This is a genomic window from Pantoea sp. LMR881, assembly GCF_027157825.1.
Lineage (GTDB): Bacteria > Pseudomonadota > Gammaproteobacteria > Enterobacterales > Enterobacteriaceae > Pantoea > Pantoea haifensis.
The window spans coordinates 274328-291224 of the sequence record NZ_JAPVOK010000002.1 but is presented as its reverse complement, the minus strand read 5'-3'; the positions used below and the strand labels follow the sequence as shown (position 1 = coordinate 291224).

Here is a 16897-nt window from a genome sequence, read left to right as displayed (position 1 = left end):
GCTCCTTTACCTGTGCTAAAAACGAAAGGACGGGCATCGCTATGAATATATTCGATCACTATCGTCAGCGTTATGAAGCTGCCAAGGACGAAGAGTTCACACTGCAGGAATTTCTTGCAATCTGTAAACAAGATCGCAGTGCATACGCCAACGCAGCAGAGAGACTATTAATGGCTATCGGTGAGCCAGTAATGGTCGACACTGCTCAGGAGCCACGCCTTTCCAGAATATTCTCCAACCGTGTGATGGGACGCTATCCTGCGTTCGAAGAGTTTTACGGCATGGAAGAAGCGATTGAACAGATCGTTTCTTATCTGAAACACGCTGCGCAAGGCCTTGAGGAGAAGAAACAGATCCTCTATTTATTAGGTCCGGTTGGTGGGGGTAAATCTTCACTGGCTGAACGGTTAAAATCGTTAATGCAGCGAGTGCCCATTTATGTGCTCAGTGCTGATGGCGAACGCAGTCCGGTCAATGACCATCCGCTCTGTCTGTTTAACCCGCAGGAAGATGCCAATATTCTCGAGAAAGAGTATGGTGTTCCGCGCCGTTATCTTGGCACCATCATGTCGCCCTGGGCGGCTAAACGTCTGCATGAATTTGGTGGTGATATCACCCGCTTCAAAGTGGTGAAAGTCTGGCCATCCATTCTGGAACAACTCGCTATCGCTAAAACTGAACCCGGCGATGAAAACAACCAGGATATCTCCGCACTGGTAGGTAAAGTCGATATCCGTAAGCTGGAGAATCACGCGCAGAACGATCCTGATGCGTACGGCTATTCAGGCGCACTTTGCCGCGCGAACCAGGGCATTATGGAATTTGTGGAGATGTTTAAAGCGCCAATTAAGGTGCTGCATCCTCTCTTAACCGCAACGCAGGAAGGGAACTACAACGGTACTGAAGGTATCTCCGCCCTGCCGTTTAACGGCATTATTCTGGCGCACTCAAACGAATCTGAATGGGTGACGTTCCGTAACAACAAAAACAATGAGGCATTTCTTGACCGTGTTTACATCGTCAAGGTCCCTTACTGCTTACGGGTCTCCGAAGAGATCAAAATCTATGAGAAGCTGCTGAATCACAGTGAACTGGCGACATCTCCCTGCGCGCCCGGTACGCTGGAAACGCTGGCACGATTCTCGATCCTTTCACGTCTGAAAGATCCTGAAAACTCCAGTATTTACTCAAAAATGCGCGTCTATGATGGTGAAAGCCTGAAAGATACCGATCCAAAAGCGAAATCCTGGCAGGAGTATCATGATTACGCCGGCGTGGATGAAGGCATGAACGGCCTTTCAACACGTTTCGCCTTTAAAATCTTATCGCGCGTGTTTAACTTCGACCACGCTGAAGTGGCAGCAAACCCTGTGCATCTGTTCTATGTATTAGAGCAGCAAATCGAGCGCGAGCAGTTTCCGCAAGATCAGGCTGAAAAATATCTGGAGCATTTAAAAGGTTATCTGATCCCGAAATATGCTGAATTTATCGGCAAGGAGATCCAGACAGCCTATCTGGAATCTTACTCTGAATATGGCCAAAACATTTTTGACCGTTATGTCACTTACGCCGATTTCTGGATTCAGGATCAGGAATATCGCGATCCCGATACCGGGCAGCTGTTTGACCGTGAATCTCTTAATGCTGAACTGGAAAAAATCGAGAAACCCGCCGGGATCAGTAATCCGAAAGATTTCCGAAATGAGATTGTGAACTTTGTATTACGTGCACGCGCACACAACAACGGCCGCAATCCTAACTGGACCAGCTATGAGAAACTTCGCACTGTGATTGAGAAGAAAATGTTCTCCAACACAGAAGAGTTGTTGCCCGTGATTTCGTTTAATACCAAAACCTCAACGGATGAACAGAAAAAACATGATGATTTTGTCGATCGCATGATGGAAAAAGGCTATACCCGCAAACAGGTTCGCCTGCTGTGCGAATGGTATCTGCGTGTGCGCAAATCGTCCTAATCAAAGCCTGTAAGCTGGCTGGTGCACGGGCACCGGTTTTAACAAGGTCGGGCGTGCCCGACCTGCTTACACTGTAGTTTGGGGGAACATTATGGCCTATTTCATCGATCGCCGACTAAACGGTAAGAACAAGAGCGCGGTCAACCGACAGCGTTTCTTGCGCCGCTATAAGTCACAAATCAAGCAGTCGATCTCCGAGGCCATTAATAAGCGTTCGGTTACCGACGTTGAAAGTGGCGAATCCGTTTCTATTCCCATTGATGATATCAATGAGCCGATTTTCCATCAGGGACGTGGTGGGCATCGTCATCGTGTTCATCCTGGCAATGACCACTTTGTACAAAATGACCGTATTGAACGCCCGCAAGGCGGTGGCGGCGGTGGTGGCAGTGGTCAGGGTAATGCAAGTCAGGATGGCGAAGGCCAGGATGAATTCGTCTTTCAAATATCCAAAGATGAATATCTTGATCTGCTGTTTGAAGATTTAGCGTTACCCAATCTGCGCAAAAATCAGCATCGTCAGTTAAACGAGTACAAAACGCATCGTGCAGGTTTCACCTCTAATGGTGTACCGGCGAATATCAGCGTGGTGCGTTCACTGCAAAATTCTCTGGCCCGTCGAACCGCCATGACAGCGGGTAAACGTCGCATGCTGCATGAGCTGGAAGATGCGTTAACCACCGTTGAAAAAGCGGAGCCGGCACAGCTGCTGGAAGAGGAACGGCTGCGCAAAGAGATTGCAGAGCTGCGCGCCCGTATTGAACGTGTGCCCTTTATCGATACTTTTGATCTTCGGTATAAAAACTTTGAAAAGCGACCTGAACCTTCCAGTCAGGCCGTGATGTTTTGCCTGATGGACGTTTCCGGTTCGATGGATCAGGCGACCAAAGATATGGCGAAACGCTTTTATATTCTTCTCTATCTGTTTCTGAGTCGAACCTATAAAAACGTGGAAGTGGTCTATATCCGTCATCACACGCAGGCTAAAGAGGTTGATGAACAAGAATTCTTTTATTCTCAGGAAACGGGCGGCACGATTGTATCCAGTGCGCTGAAGCTGATGGACGAAGTGGTAAAAGATCGGTATGACCCTGCGCAGTGGAATATTTATGCTGCACAAGCCTCAGACGGTGACAACTGGGCAGATGATTCGCCGCTGTGTCATGAAATTCTGGCAAAAAATATCCTGCCCGTGGTGCGTTATTACAGTTATATCGAAATCACCCGCCGTGCACATCAAACGCTCTGGCGTGAATATGAACATCTGCAAGCGATTTTCGATAATTTTGCTATTCAGCACATTCGTGAGCCGGAAGATATTTATCCCGTATTCCGTGAACTGTTTCATAAGCAGTCTGCCGAAGCCTGATTTGCCCAGCCGGTCTCTGACCGGCTTCTTCTTTATCCGCTGAATAACTTGTAAAAACAGCCCCTTTTCTACTTTTACTCTGCCAACCCCTTCATTCTACACGTTAATCTGATCATGCTACGCGATAAACATTTTAATTCATCTTAATATTCACGATGACAACTCTTTGATAAAACATTATCTTTCATCAATAGCGCAGGAAAAACGCCCTGTTTTATTCATAATGCCCCTTATTAGCGCAGGAGACCGGGTTTGAACCACAATATCGTTTACAGTCTGTTTATCATCGGTTCTGTGCTGGTTGCATCAAGCATTTTACTCAGCTCATTCTCTTCCCGTTTAGGCATTCCTATCTTAGTTATCTTTCTGGCGTTGGGCATGCTCACCGGCATTGATGGTATTGGCGGTATTGCTTTTGATAACTATCCTGCGGCGTATTTAATTTCCAACCTGGCCCTGGCAATTATTCTGCTTGATGGTGGCATGCGCACCAAAGCCAGCTCGTTCAAAGTCGCGCTGGGACCGGCGCTGTCGCTTGCTACGCTTGGCGTCATGATCACCGCGGGTTTAACCGGACTGGTGGCGGCCTGGCTGTTCGACCTGGACATGATGCAGGGCTTTCTGATTGGTGCCATCATCGGCTCTACTGATGCCGCGGCGGTATTTTCTCTGCTCGGCGATAAGGGCCTTAATGAACGCGTGAGCTCTACGCTGGAAATTGAGTCGGGCAGTAACGATCCAATGGCCGTTTTTCTGACCATTACGCTAATAGAAATGATTCAACAGGGGCAAACCCGCATCGACTGGATGTTCCTGGTGCATTTAATTCAACAGTTTGGTCTGGGTATCGCACTGGGGCTTGGCGGTGGCTGGGCGCTTCAGCAGTTAATTAATCGCATCAATCTGGCCAGTGGTTTATACCCTTTACTGGCGGTCAGTGGCGGGATTTTAGTGTTTGCCCTGACTACCATGCTGGAGGGCAGCGGTATTCTGGCCGTTTATCTGTGCGGGTTCCTGCTGGGTAACAGACCGATACGCAACAGACACGGCATTTTGCAGACCTTTGACGGTATGGCCTGGCTCAGCCAGATTGGCATGTTTATCGTGTTAGGGCTGTTAGTGACGCCGTCTGATCTGTGGCATATCGCCCTTCCGGCCATGCTGTTATCGCTCTGGCTTATTTTAGTGGCGCGTCCGCTGTCAGTGTTCATCGGCTTGCTGCCGTTTCGCAGTTTCACCGCTCGCGAGCGCGTTTTCATCAGCTGGGTAGGCTTACGCGGTGCGGTGCCGATCATTCTGGCCGTGTTCCCGATGATGGCCGGGCTTGAAAATGCTTCGCTCTATTTCAATATTGCCTTTTTTGTCGTCATGGTGTCGTTGATGTTACAGGGCACCTCGCTCGGCTTTGCCGCGAAGAAAGCGAAAGTCGTGGTACCGCCGACGGCCTCACCCATCAGTCGCGTCGGTCTGGATATTCATCCTGAGAACCCCTGGGAACAGTTTGTGTATCAGCTCAGCGCCGATAAATGGTGTGTTGGCGCAGCGTTACGCGATTTACAGATGCCGCGAGAAACACGGATCGCGGCACTGTTTCGCGATAATGTGTTGATGCATCCGAATGGGGGACGCGCCTGAAAGAAAATGATGTCATTTGCGTGATTGGACGCGAGCGCGATCTTCCGGCTTTGGGCAAAATGTTTAGTCAGTCACCGCCCGTCTCGCTTGATCAACGCTTCTTTGGCGACTTTATTCTCGACGCTGAAGCACGATTACGCGATGTGGCACAAATTTACGGTCTGGAGCTGGGTGAAGAGACCAACGATCAACAGTCGCTTGGTCAGTTAATATTAAGCATGCTGGGCGGTGCGCCAGTAGTCGGCGATCAAATTGAATGGAATCAGCTCACCTGGACCGTGGCAGAGAAAGAAGATAACCGAATTGTAAAATTGGGGTGCGCCCGGTCGCAGACAAGGATTAATCCTAATTAAACAGGCTCGTAATTCCACGTAAACCCACTAAGCTAAATATTCAACCCAGCATATACGGGAGAAAAGTATGGGACACGTGGTAAAAATTGGCCGTTACGAGATAATTGATGCCGAACTCGACACCGAAAAACTTGAAACGGTTAGCATTCCCTGCCAGACCAATCCCGGTTTGAGTTATCAGCTTGACGGCTGGGATCATGAGACCAGCGTTCCTGCCTGGATAGACGGTAATCCGGTGGATCTGCAAATTGCGCATTATGATAAAGAAGGCGATCGGTGGGTGCTCAAAAAACCTGCATGAGCTGAGGTAATTAACCGCCAGTCACCCGATTGGCGGTAATTCCGAAAAACAGGCTTAAACGCAATGGTTATAAGCAGGTTTAAAACTATTTAACTCTTTATTTTCAAAGAATTAGCCTTTAAAAACTTTAGTGCTTTTTTGAGTTTTCAGAATTATTCCGTATTAACTCCTTCACATATCTCCTGCATACTCTTAAACGTCGCTGCACTTTTTCATGATGGAAATCACATTTTTTCCGTTGCTCTGATGGCAGCGAATAGCGATTTAACAACTGTAATTATCTGAAAATTGGTCTTTTCTAATTTTCAGTAGCCCACTCCTGAACGCGTACTTGATTCTGGTCAGGCCATCTTTTACTTAAGAAAAGTGAGCAGGTTTTATGGCAAGTACATTGATAATGAATGATGCGAGCCGCTCATGGAGCGGAACGCGTAAAAACATCATCGTTAAGTTCGCATTAAGCTTTTCAGATTTAATTGCTTTTAATTTGGCGCTCTTCTTGTCCGCCGCCACAGTCCAGGGTATTTGGGGAGAACTGGATTCATTTATTCCACCGCATCAAATCGAATACCGTTTTATTGCACAGTTTATTATGTCAGTAATGTGTACCGGTTGGTTCTGGGTACGCTTACGTCATTACACTTACCGCAAACCTTTTTGGTTCGAGTTAAAAGATATTGTTAAAACATTATTTGTTTTTTCACTGCTTGATCTCGCCCTGATTGCTTTTTCCCGGTGGGATTTCTCCCGCATGATTTGGGTGTTTAGCTGGACTTACGCCCTGCTGCTGCTGCCGCTGATGCGTACTTTAGTGAAACGCGCAATTAACAAAGCCGGACAGTGGCAAAAAGAGACAATTATTATTGGCTCAGGAAAAAATGCCACTGAAGCTTATACCGCCTTACAAAGCGAAGAGATCCTTGGCTATAACGTGCAGGCCTTTATTTCCGTCGATGATGTTCCTCAGCAGCAAAGTGTCAATGGCGTGCCGGTCATTACCTGGAAAGACATTAACTGGCAAACCATTGATCGCGATAATATCCAGTTCATCGTGGCGATGGAGTATGAACAGCAGCCGATGCGTGACCGCTGGTTGAAGTTTCTCTCCAGGATGAATTGCCGCTCCGTGTCTGTGATCCCTACTTTGCGTGGCGTGCCGCTGTACGGCACGGATATGTCCTTTATCTTCAGCCACGAAGTGATGATCCTGCGCGTCAGCAATAACCTTGCCAAGCACTCATCGCGCTTCCTGAAACGCACCTTCGATATTGTGGTCGCCTCTCTGCTGCTGCTGTTTCTGGCTCCGGTGTTTGGCCTGCTCTGTTATATGGTAAAGCGCGACGGCGGCAATGCGATTTACGGTCACGAACGTGTAGGCCAGGAAGGCAAAAAGTTTAAGTGCCTGAAGTTTCGATCAATGGTGACCAATTCAAAAGAAGTGCTCGAAAATCTGCTTGCGACAAGCGCGGAAGCGCGCGCCGAGTGGGATAAAGACTTCAAACTGAAAAACGATCCGCGCATCACCAAAATTGGCGGTTTTCTGCGTAAAACCAGCCTGGACGAACTGCCGCAGTTATGGAATGTCATTCGTGGCGAAATGAGCCTGGTCGGCCCACGTCCGGTTATCGAAGCCGAACTGGAACGTTATGCAGGCGATGTTGATTACTACCTGATGGCGAAACCGGGTATGACGGGTTTATGGCAGGTCAGTGGTCGAAACGACATCGATTATGATACTCGTGTCTACTTCGATTCCTGGTATGTCAAAAACTGGGCGCTGTGGACTGATATCGCCATTCTATTTAAAACAGCCGGTGTGGTATTGCGCCGGGATGGCGCTTACTGACTGAAGTTCTGGCGATGCCTGTTTCCACAGGCATCGCATTTTATATCCTGTTTTTCTCTTCCCTTTTCAGTGCTGAGTCATTAACCTCACCGCCTTCGTTTTTTCACAGAACGTTTACCCTCTGGTTGTTATGCAAAAATTTACTTTACTGTTATTAAGCCTGGTGCTGCTGGCGCCTTTAGGCATTGATCTTTATCTGCCCACGTTGCCACAAATCGCTGAAGGGCTGAATACGCCAGTCAGTCTGATCCAGACCACCATTCCCCTGTTTTTGCTGGTAATGGGTGTTGGCCAGCTTGTAACGGGTCCTTTGGTTGATAATTATGGTCGTAAGCCAATTGCCCTGGTGGGGCTGGCGCTCTATATCATCGGCAGCGCGATTGCGGCTACCGCAACGTCCTGGCCGCTGTTTTTGATTGCGCGCCTGGTACAGGGCTGCGCAGTCTGTTGCACTGCTGTGGTAGCGTTCAGTGGCGTACGCGACCGTTTGAGTGGCGATGACGCTGCGCGTGCCTATGGTTTTCTGAATGGGGCGTTAAATATCGTTCCTGCGCTGGCTCCCCTGTTGGGCGGATTACTGGCCAGCGCATTCGACTGGCGCGCGCCCTTCTGGTTCCTGTGCAGCTATGCCGCCCTGATTACCCTGCTGGTTATCGTCTGGCTTCCTGAGACACGTCCGGCCAATACGCTGCGCGTTAAGGGCTTACCCGTTGCACAGTACGCAGAAATTTTAAGCCAGCCGCGTTTTCTGGCATTTGCTTTTGCTAATGCGGGTGCGTTAGGCATGGTACTGACCTATGTTTCGCTCGCGCCACAGGTTTTGATGACCGAAGGCGGATTGTCACCCATTCAGTTTTCTTTTGCCTTTGGTGCCAATGGATTTTGGATCATGCTGGTCAGCGTGCTGGTAAATAAAACGATTCGCAAAGTCGGTCGCCCGTTTTGTCTGGCAATGGGCTGCGTCACGATGCTGCTCGGCGCGCTGTTATTAATAACCGGGATGCTGCTGCTGCCCGCTGCGATACAGACCCACTGGGCGCTGTATATGTTGCCCGTGGCGATTGCCGTGGCGGGCCTGGCGTTTACCGTCGGGCCGGCGACCAGCTATGCGCTGGAGCCTTATCAACAACAGGCAGGCGTGGCGTCAGCTTTACAGGGTTTTATTCAAATGGCTGGCGGTGCAGCGGGAAGCTTATTGATTGTGGCCCTGCCGTTGAGTGAAAAAAATGGCGCTGGCGTGGATGATGATAGCGGGTGCAGCCCTGGCGCTGATTGCCTGGCGCTGCACTAAAAAAATGCACGGTACGCTAACCGCGCTTAAATAACCTTAACCGGAACGCGTGGCGCAAGGGCACACATAAGCTCATAGCCCACCGTTCCGGCTGCTTTTGCTACCTGATCAATTTTTACCTGCTCACCCCATAATTCTACCCGCGAACCGATGCCAGCTTGCGGGCATGGGGTTAAATCAACAGTAATCATATCCATCGAAACAGCCCCGACGACTTGCGTCAACGTGCCATCCACCATGACTGGCGTGCCGGAAGGCGCATGACGCGGATAACCATCGGCATAACCGCACGCCACTACGCCGATACGCTGTGCCTGTGGCGCATGATAGCGATAGCCGTATCCCACGCCATCGCCTGCATTCAACTGCTGCATACCAATAATTTCACTGGTAAGCGTCATGACCGGTTGTAAGCCGCTGCTGGCAATATCTTGCCAGTTACCGCTCGGTGATGCGCCATACAACACAATGCCCGGACGAACCCAGTTATAATGCGCCTCAGGATGCCATAAGGTACAGGCCGAGTTGGCGAACGAGCGCGGACAATCAAGCCCTTCTGCCGCGCGATCAATACGCTGCAGAGGTTCGATAAGACCTTCAGGATTTTCCGCATCGGCAAAATGCGCCATCAGCGTCATATCACCTACATTTTTTAACGAGCGCAATTTATGCCAGGCATTGCTGACGTGTTCGGGACGAAAACCGAGCCGGTTCATCCCGCTGTTAACCTTAAGATAAACATCAACTGGCGCCGATAATGGCGCCTTCGCCAGCGCCTGAATTTGCCAGTTGCTGTGCACACTGGTGGTCAAACGATACTGGTCAATCAGCACCAGATCGCTTTCATGAAAAAATCCTTCCAGCAGCAGAATGGGTTTTTTCCAGCCTTGCTCGCGCAGCAGGATTGCCTCTTCCAGATTAAGCAAGGCAAAGCCATCGGTTTCCGCCAGACTTTGCCAGACACGCGTAATCCCATGACCATAGGCATTCGCTTTAACCACCGACCACACACGTGATTCTGGTGCAGCCTGGCGAACAATGGCCAGATTATGCCGCAACGCCTGTTGATTAACGGTAGCGACAATTGGACGTGACATACAACTCTCCCTGATAGCTTAACGAGTGGCATTGGCATTGCGCAGCGGTGAGGCGCTCGCGTTGAATCCTGGCAGATAGCGAAAAACTGACAGGTCGTCCGCAGTAATCGCCGGTTTCTTTCCTGAGATCAGATCGGCAAGCAACTGACCGGAGCCACAGGCCATGGTCCAGCCCAGGGTGCCGTGTCCGGTATTCAGATAAAGATTAGATAACGGCGTTGCACCTACAATTGGCGTACCATCCGGTGTCATAGGACGTAAACCGGTCCAGAAACTGGCCTGCTCAATATGACCGCCTTCAGGATAGAGATCACTGACGACCATCTCCAGCGTTTCACGACGTGCATTCAGCAGTTTGGTGTTAAAACCAACAATTTCAGCCATTCCCCCTACGCGAATGCGATCGTCGAAGCGCGTCACTGCCACTTTATAGGTTTCATCCAGAATGGTTGAGAGCGGCGCAGCATCAGGATTTTTAATCGGAATGGTCAGTGAATACCCTTTTAAAGGATAAACCGGGATATCAACGATATTTTTTAACAACGCAGTGGAGTACGAACCAAACGCCACAACATAGCTGTCAGCTTTGATCACTTCAGCGCCGCACTTCACGCCGTAGATCCGGTTGCCTTCGCGCAGCAGTTGATCTACCGGGGTGTTGAAGCGGAACACCACGCCAGCCTCTTCTGCCATTTTTGCCAGGCGCTGAGTGAAAAGCTGACAGTCACCGGTTTCGTCATTCGGTAAACGCAACCCGCCAGTCAGCTTGTGCTGTGTTGCTGCCAGCGCGGGTTCAACACGCGCCAGCTCGTGCGCCTGAAGCAGCTCGTAAGGAACTCCCGCGTCACGCAGAACAGCGATATCTTTGCTGGCGCTATCGAATTGCTGCTGAGTGCGAAAAAGTTGTAGCGTGCCGCCCTGACGCCCCTCATAAGCGATACCCGTTTCAGCACGCAGGGCTTTAAGACAGTCGCGGCTGTATTCAGCAATGCGCACCATGCGACTTTTATTCTGTTGATAGTGATCAATGTCGCAATTGCGCAGCATGTTCCACATCCATTCCAGCTGGAAACTGCTGCCGTCCAGACGAATTGCAAGCGGCGCATGGCGCTGAAACATCCACTTTACGGCTTTCAACGGCACGCCCGGCGCTGCCCAGGGCGCAGCATAGCCCGGTGAGATTTGACCGGCATTACCTGCGCTGGTTTCCATTGCTGCTGCAGGTTGACGATCAATCACGGTTACCTGATGTCCTGCTCGTGCCAGATACCAGGCACTCGCGACGCCAACCACACCACTACCCAGAATCACTATGTGCATATGTCCCCCGCTGCAATTTTTTAAAAGCATAATCCACTAACTCTAAGGATATATTCAGCGTAATTAATCAGCCATCACCCTCGCCAAATTGATGTAACTATTTCACATCTTTTTTACCAAACTGGTAACTAAAATCTTGGTGGCAGACAAAAATCAGTGGTTTATACGCCTTTTTTAAAAATTGCAGGAATTAATGACATTCGCTTTAGTTAATTCATCTTTTATCAGGAGAAAAAGCCAACCCCATACAATACGCTTACAAACAGGATATTATGCTAACGACAAAATAGATTATCGAAGATAAGGCTATTTAATTCCACTGCAATAAAGTTCAAATGATTTTCTGCCAAAGAATTCATTTGAGTTCCGGTTTCGGATAGGCGACAGTGGACTATCATTGAAGTGTTCACTCAGTTTTTGGGTTTTCTTTCTCAGGATGAAGCCTTAAATAACCGGAACGGGCTACTCTGGTAAGCCCGTTTGCAAAACAGAGGTGCGCTATGACGACTATCTTTGACGATCCCATTAAGGACAGCAAACGACTCAATGACGGACCAGACTGGACATTTGACCTGCTTGATGTCTACTTAGCCGAGATCGACCGCGTAGCTAAACTCTATCGGCTCGAGACCTATCCTCACCAAATTGAAGTGATCACCTCTGAGCAAATGATGGATGCTTACTCCAGCGTGGGTATGCCAATTAACTATGCTCACTGGTCATTTGGCAAAAAGTTCATAGAGACCGAACAGCGTTATAAACACGGTCAGCAAGGACTGGCGTATGAGATTGTTATTAACTCCAATCCCTGTATCGCTTACCTGATGGAAGAGAACACCATGACGATGCAGGCGCTGGTTATGGCGCACGCCTGTTACGGTCACAACTCATTTTTTAAAAATAACTATCTGTTCCGCAGCTGGACTGATGCCAGCTCCATCGTTGATTACCTGCTGTTCGCCAAAAACTATATTTCTGACTGCGAAGAACGGTATGGGGTGGAGGAAGTTGAACGCCTGCTTGATTCCTGTCATGCATTAATGAATTACGGCGTTGATCGCTATAAGCGTCCGCAAAGATTTCGCTCCAGGAAGAGAAAGCGCGTCAAAAAAGCCGCGAAGAATATCTGCAGAGTCAGGTAAACACCCTCTGGCGTACGTTGCCGCGTCGGGAAAAAGAGGCGGTGCAGGTTGAAGTTGCCCGTTACCCTTCTGAACCGCAGGAAAACTTACTCTATTTTATGGAGAAAAATGCGCCGCTGCTGGAACCCTGGCAGCGTGAGATCCTGCGTATCGTGCGTAAGGTGAGCCAGTATTTTTATCCGCAGAAACAGACTCAGGTGATGAACGAAGGTTGGGCCACTTTCTGGCATTACACCATCCTGAATCACCTCTATGATGAAGGCAAAGTGACAGAACGCTTCATGATGGAATTTCTGCACAGCCACACCAATGTGGTGTTTCAGCCGCCGTATAACAGCCCCTGGTATAACGGTATTAATCCGTATGCGCTGGGCTTTGCCATGTTCCAGGATATTAAACGTATTTGTCAGTCGCCAACGGAAGAAGATCGCTACTGGTTCCCGGATATTGCCGGTTCAGACTGGCTGGAAACCTTGCACTTTGCCATGCGTGAGTTCAAAGATGAAAGCTTTATCAGTCAGTTTTTGTCGCCAAAAGTCATGCGTGATTTCCGCCTGTTCACCGTGCTGGATGATGACCGCAATAATTATCTGGAAATTGCCGCAATCCATGATGAAGCGGGTTACCGGGCTATTCGTCAACAACTCTCTGCGCAGTATAATCTGAGCAACCTTGAGCCAAATATTCAGGTGTATAACGTCGATTTACGCGGTGATCGCTCGCTGACGTTGCGTTATGTGCCGCAAAGCCGCACGCCGCTGGATAAAAGCCGTCGTGAAGTGCTTAAGCACGTGCACCGTTTGTGGGGCTTTGATGTCATTCTGGAACAGCAAAATGAAGATGGTAGCGTTGAATTACTGGATCGCAACCCTCCACGCGGCAGCGCACTGTAAAAGCAAAAAACCGGACATGCTGTCCGGTTTTTTATTAACGTTTGCTGCTTAGATCGTCTGGCATACTTTTTTGCATGCTGTGCCAGATTTCACCGCTGCGACGGCCATAATTTCTGACGGTTTCGACAATTTCATCCTGCGATGGCTGTGCCTCACACAAGCTGAACAGCTTGTTATAGAAATCACGAGCCACCTGACGCGCTTCAGGATTAGAGAAATAGTGACGCCCGACACGTGTATAAAGGCCTTTAAGCCCATTGAGGATTAAACCGTAAATGGGGTTGCCGGAAGCAAAAGCCAGCCCACGGAACACGCGATAGTCTAATTCAGTGAAGGCATCAGCCTGATCTTCAGCCTGAGCAACGCTTTCTAAGACTTCCCGCGCCTTATCGGGATGATGACGCAATGCGCGGCTGATAAAGATTGACGAAATATTGGTGCGCACTGACAGCAGGTTATCAATTAATACCGGTACGCTGTCATGATCGAGACGCGCCAGAGTTTCCAGAATATTAAGCCCTGACGTTTCCCAAAAGTCATTTACGCGCGTCGGTTTACCATGCTGGATAGTTAACCAGCCATCACGCGCCAGACGTTGTAAAACTTCGCGAAGCGTGGTGCGCGTTACCCCGATCAATTCAGAAAGCTCACGTTCAGCAGGCAAAATTGACCCAGGGGGAAAGCGGCTATTCCAGATGCTTTCAATAATATATTCTTCAGCAAATCCCGCTGGACTCTGAGCCTTAATGACCATAGCAGTGTGTTCTCGTTGCTTTCTTTTTCGTGGTAGGCACTCATCATACCAGACGGCCTATAGCGGATATAGCCTGTGCAACTATTTAAAGCGCGCGCTGGTGCAAAATTCAACCGCTTTCCTCTGGTTTGATTAACAGGATTTGCGCCCTTACCTGCCTAAGATTATTCTTTGCGGCACATCGCATTGACTACAACAGGATCTTAACGCGGATGGAATTAACCTACGCCCAGGCATTTAAACGAAATTTTCTTGGTCATTCACCGGACTGGTATAAGGTACTGATGATCGGTTTCCTTATTCTTAATCCCCTTATCTACTTCTTTGTTAGCCCTTTTTTAGCCGGCTGGCTGCTGGTTGCAGAGTTTATATTTACGTTAGGCATGGCGCTAAAGTGTCATCCGCTTTTACCCGGCGGATTATTAGCCATTGAGGCTATTTTTATTGGCATGGCCAGCGCCGAACAGGTAAAAGCTGAACTGGCGAATAATCTGGAAGTGTTGCTGCTGTTAATTTTCATGGTGGCAGGCATCTTTTTTATGAAGCAGCTGCTGCTGTTTGTTTTTACCCGACTGCTGCTGACGCTGCGTTCTAAAGTTTTACTTGGCCTGACCTTTTGTGTTGTCTCCGGCTTCCTCTCCGCTTTTCTTGATGCCCTGACAGTGCTAGCGGTGGTGATCAGCGTGGCGGTAAGTTTTTATGAGATTTATCACCGCGTCGCATCCGATCCTAAATTCCAGGGACAGGCTATCGCTCAGCGTGAAACGCTGGAACAGTTCCGCGCTTTCCTGCGAAGCCTGATGATGCAGGCTGGCATTGGCACCGCCCTGGGGGGTGATGACGATGGTCGGCGAGCCGCAAAACCTGATTATCGCTAATGCTGCTGGCTGGGATTTCATTCAGTTTTTTCCTGCGGATGGCTCCGGTTACGGTGCCGGTTTTGCTGTGTGGTCTTTTAACCAGTGTTGCAGTAGAACGCTTCCGCCTGTTTGGTTACGGTGTCACTTTTCCACAGGCCGTGCGCCAGATTTTAGTGGATAATGAGCGTCAGGCTGCTGCTCAGCGCACCCGACAGGATACCCTTAAACTGGTGATTCAGGCGCTAATTGGCGTCTGGCTAATTATCGCGTTGGCTTTTCATCTGGCTGAAGTCGGGTTAATTGGCTTATCGGTGATCATTCTGGCGACCTCACTTTGCGGTATCAGCGATGAACACACTATTGGTCAGGCCTTTACAGAAGCCCTGCCTTTTACCGCGCTGCTCGCGGTCTTTTTCGCTATCGTGGCAGTCATTGTGGAGCAGCAACTTTTTACGCCGCTGATTACATTTGTTCTCAATGCCGAACCTGCGGCACAGCTTAACTGGTTTTATGTCTTCAACGGGCTGCTCTCCTCTATTTCCGATAATGTGTTTGTCGGTTCTGTTTATATCAACGAAGCGAAACATGCGCTCGACAGCGGTATGATTGATGCACGTCAGTTTGAGATGCTGGCGGTTGCCACTAACACCGGCACTAATTTGCCTTCTGTCGCCACACCGAATGGTCAGGCCGCCTTTCTGTTTTTACTTACGTCAGCACTGGCACCGCTGATTCGGCTTTCTTATAGTCGGATGGTTTGGATGGCCTTACCGTTTACGGTAGTCTTATCGATAATAGGTTTCTTGTGTATTCAGTTTCTGCTGGTGCCTTTTACCGACATGATGATGAATGCCGGCTGGATCACATCGCCTCACTTTTAATCGGCCTGGCCCGTCTGGTGCAGGGTGAGATCATGTTTGTACATGATTTTCCGTTGCGCCAGGCTGGCGTGGGCTCGCTTTTGGTTTACACTGCCAGCCATTCACGTTTACAGGGAAGGCAATATGTTGCGATATCTGAATCAATGTTCTCGTGGTCGCGGAGCCTGGTTATTACTGGCACTGACGGCGCTGGCGCTGGAGCTAACGGCATTGTGGTTTCAGCATGTTATGGGGTTAAGCCCCTGCGTCATGTGTATTTATGAACGTTGTGCCCTGTTTGGCGTGATGGGCGCGGGCATTGCTGGCGCGATTGCACCTAAAACGCCGTTGCGTTTTGTTGCACTGCTGGTTTGGCTCTATAGTGCCTGGGAAGGATTACGCCTCTCCTGGGAACACACCATGCTTCAGTTGCATCCTAATCCTTTTGTTACCTGCGATTTCGCAGCACGCTTCCCAGGCTGGCTGCCACTGGATAAGTGGTTGCCTTCAGTTTTCGTTGCCAGCGGTGATTGCGCAGAGCGAGGCTGGACTTTTCTGACATTCAGTATGCCGCAGTGGATGATTGTCATTTTTGCTGGCTATTTGCTGGTGGGTCTGCTGGTTCTGCTTGCACAGCCGTTTAAAGCCAAACGCCGCGATCTTTTTAGTCGCTGACTGAGTCGCTAATGTTGAAAAGGCTGCCAGAGGCAGCCTTTTTAATCCACGTTATCCGTTGCGATCGGGGCGATCAATAATATGATCTTCCCAGTCCCGAACTTCACTTTCCCGCACCGCAATGTAACGTACCGAAATACGTTGCGCATGCATCTCTTTTTCGAACCCACGCGCAAAGGATGCCAGGCTGGTAAGGTTTTGCCCTCACCTAACAGACGATAAGCACAGGTACGCGGCAGCCAGTCAAAGGTGGTGAGGTTTTCCCGCGTCAGTTTAATGCAGTCTTCTTCGAGCTCGAAACGGCGCTCATAGTTACGGCACTGACAGGTTTTGATGTTGAGCTGGTTACAGGCGACGTTGGTGAAATAGATTTCATCGGTATCAGCATCTTGCAATTTGTTCAGGCAGCACTGACCACAACCATCACACAAGGATTCCCATTCCTCATCGCTCATTTGTGCCAAACGCTTGTGTTGCCAGAAAGGGATTTCAGTCATGATCAATGTCCTGCTTTAAATCAAACCG

Annotated in this window: 9 protein-coding genes and 5 pseudogenes; 10 read left to right on the top strand and 4 right to left on the bottom strand. The window is 49.4% G+C overall.

Annotation, left to right across the window (positions count from 1 at the left end; all coding sequences use genetic code 11):
* The first annotated feature begins 41 nt into the window (after nucleotides 1-41).
* The 6 genes and pseudogenes from yeaG to O3W44_RS03105 all read left to right on the top strand — a co-directional run bounded on the left by yeaG (nucleotide 42) and on the right by O3W44_RS03105 (nucleotide 8805).
* Nucleotides 42-1976: a protein kinase YeaG gene (gene yeaG / locus O3W44_RS03130; RefSeq protein ID WP_269291954.1), complete on the top strand. Its 1935-nt coding sequence runs from the start codon at nucleotides 42-44 to the stop codon at nucleotides 1974-1976.
* Nucleotides 1977-2067: 91 nt separating this feature from the next.
* Nucleotides 2068-3345, top strand: a complete 1278-nt coding sequence (locus O3W44_RS03125; RefSeq protein ID WP_269291953.1) for a YeaH/YhbH family protein — start codon at nucleotides 2068-2070, stop codon at nucleotides 3343-3345.
* Between the two features lie 252 nt (nucleotides 3346-3597).
* A pseudogene (locus O3W44_RS03120) lies at nucleotides 3598-5333 on the top strand (potassium/proton antiporter).
* A gap of 67 nt (nucleotides 5334-5400) precedes the next feature.
* On the top strand, nucleotides 5401-5634 hold the full coding sequence (locus O3W44_RS03115; protein WP_269291952.1) for a DUF1480 family protein: 234 nt from the start codon (nucleotides 5401-5403) through the stop codon (nucleotides 5632-5634).
* A 379-nt stretch (nucleotides 5635-6013) separates the two neighbouring features.
* Complete coding sequence (wbaP, locus tag O3W44_RS03110) at nucleotides 6014-7480, top strand: undecaprenyl-phosphate galactose phosphotransferase WbaP (RefSeq protein ID WP_269291951.1); 1467 nt, start codon at nucleotides 6014-6016, stop codon at nucleotides 7478-7480.
* 130 nt (nucleotides 7481-7610) lie between these two features.
* Nucleotides 7611-8805: pseudogene (locus O3W44_RS03105) on the top strand (multidrug effflux MFS transporter).
* On the opposite strand, the gene dadX reads toward O3W44_RS03105, so the two are convergent.
* Both dadX and O3W44_RS03095 read right to left on the bottom strand, forming a co-directional pair.
* Nucleotides 8798-9868: a catabolic alanine racemase DadX gene (gene dadX / locus O3W44_RS03100; RefSeq protein ID WP_269291950.1), complete on the bottom strand. Its 1071-nt coding sequence runs from the start codon at nucleotides 9866-9868 to the stop codon at nucleotides 8798-8800. The pseudogene O3W44_RS03105 and the gene dadX sit on opposite strands and share 8 nt — an antisense overlap.
* Nucleotides 9869-9886: 18 nt before the next feature.
* The gene (locus O3W44_RS03095) at nucleotides 9887-11188 is read right to left on the bottom strand and encodes a D-amino acid dehydrogenase (protein ID WP_269291949.1); all 1302 of its coding nucleotides are present in this window, start codon (nucleotides 11186-11188) and stop codon (nucleotides 9887-9889) included.
* Between the two features lie 500 nt (nucleotides 11189-11688).
* On the opposite strand from O3W44_RS03095, the pseudogene O3W44_RS03090 reads away from it, so the two are divergent.
* Nucleotides 11689-12938: pseudogene (locus tag O3W44_RS03090) on the top strand (SpoVR family protein); the annotation flags it as partial.
* Between the two features lie 81 nt (nucleotides 12939-13019).
* Nucleotides 13020-13223, top strand: a complete 204-nt coding sequence (locus O3W44_RS24900) for a hypothetical protein (protein WP_442954658.1) — start codon at nucleotides 13020-13022, stop codon at nucleotides 13221-13223.
* Nucleotides 13224-13257: 34 nt separating this feature from the next.
* Here the strand turns inward: O3W44_RS24900 and fadR are convergent, their stop codons facing one another.
* Nucleotides 13258-13977, bottom strand: a complete 720-nt coding sequence (gene fadR, locus O3W44_RS03085) for a fatty acid metabolism transcriptional regulator FadR (RefSeq protein WP_269291948.1) — start codon at nucleotides 13975-13977, stop codon at nucleotides 13258-13260.
* A 212-nt stretch (nucleotides 13978-14189) separates the two neighbouring features.
* Between fadR and nhaB the strand changes: the two are divergent.
* Together nhaB and dsbB are read left to right on the top strand one after the other, a co-directional pair.
* Nucleotides 14190-15718, top strand: a pseudogene (nhaB, locus tag O3W44_RS03080) (sodium/proton antiporter NhaB).
* A gap of 123 nt (nucleotides 15719-15841) precedes the next feature.
* Nucleotides 15842-16372, top strand: a complete 531-nt coding sequence (gene dsbB, locus O3W44_RS03075; RefSeq protein ID WP_269291947.1) for a disulfide bond formation protein DsbB — start codon at nucleotides 15842-15844, stop codon at nucleotides 16370-16372.
* A 51-nt stretch (nucleotides 16373-16423) separates the two neighbouring features.
* Here the strand turns inward: dsbB and O3W44_RS03070 are convergent.
* Nucleotides 16424-16869, bottom strand: a pseudogene (locus tag O3W44_RS03070) (YcgN family cysteine cluster protein).
* Between the last annotated feature and the right edge of the window lie 28 nt (nucleotides 16870-16897).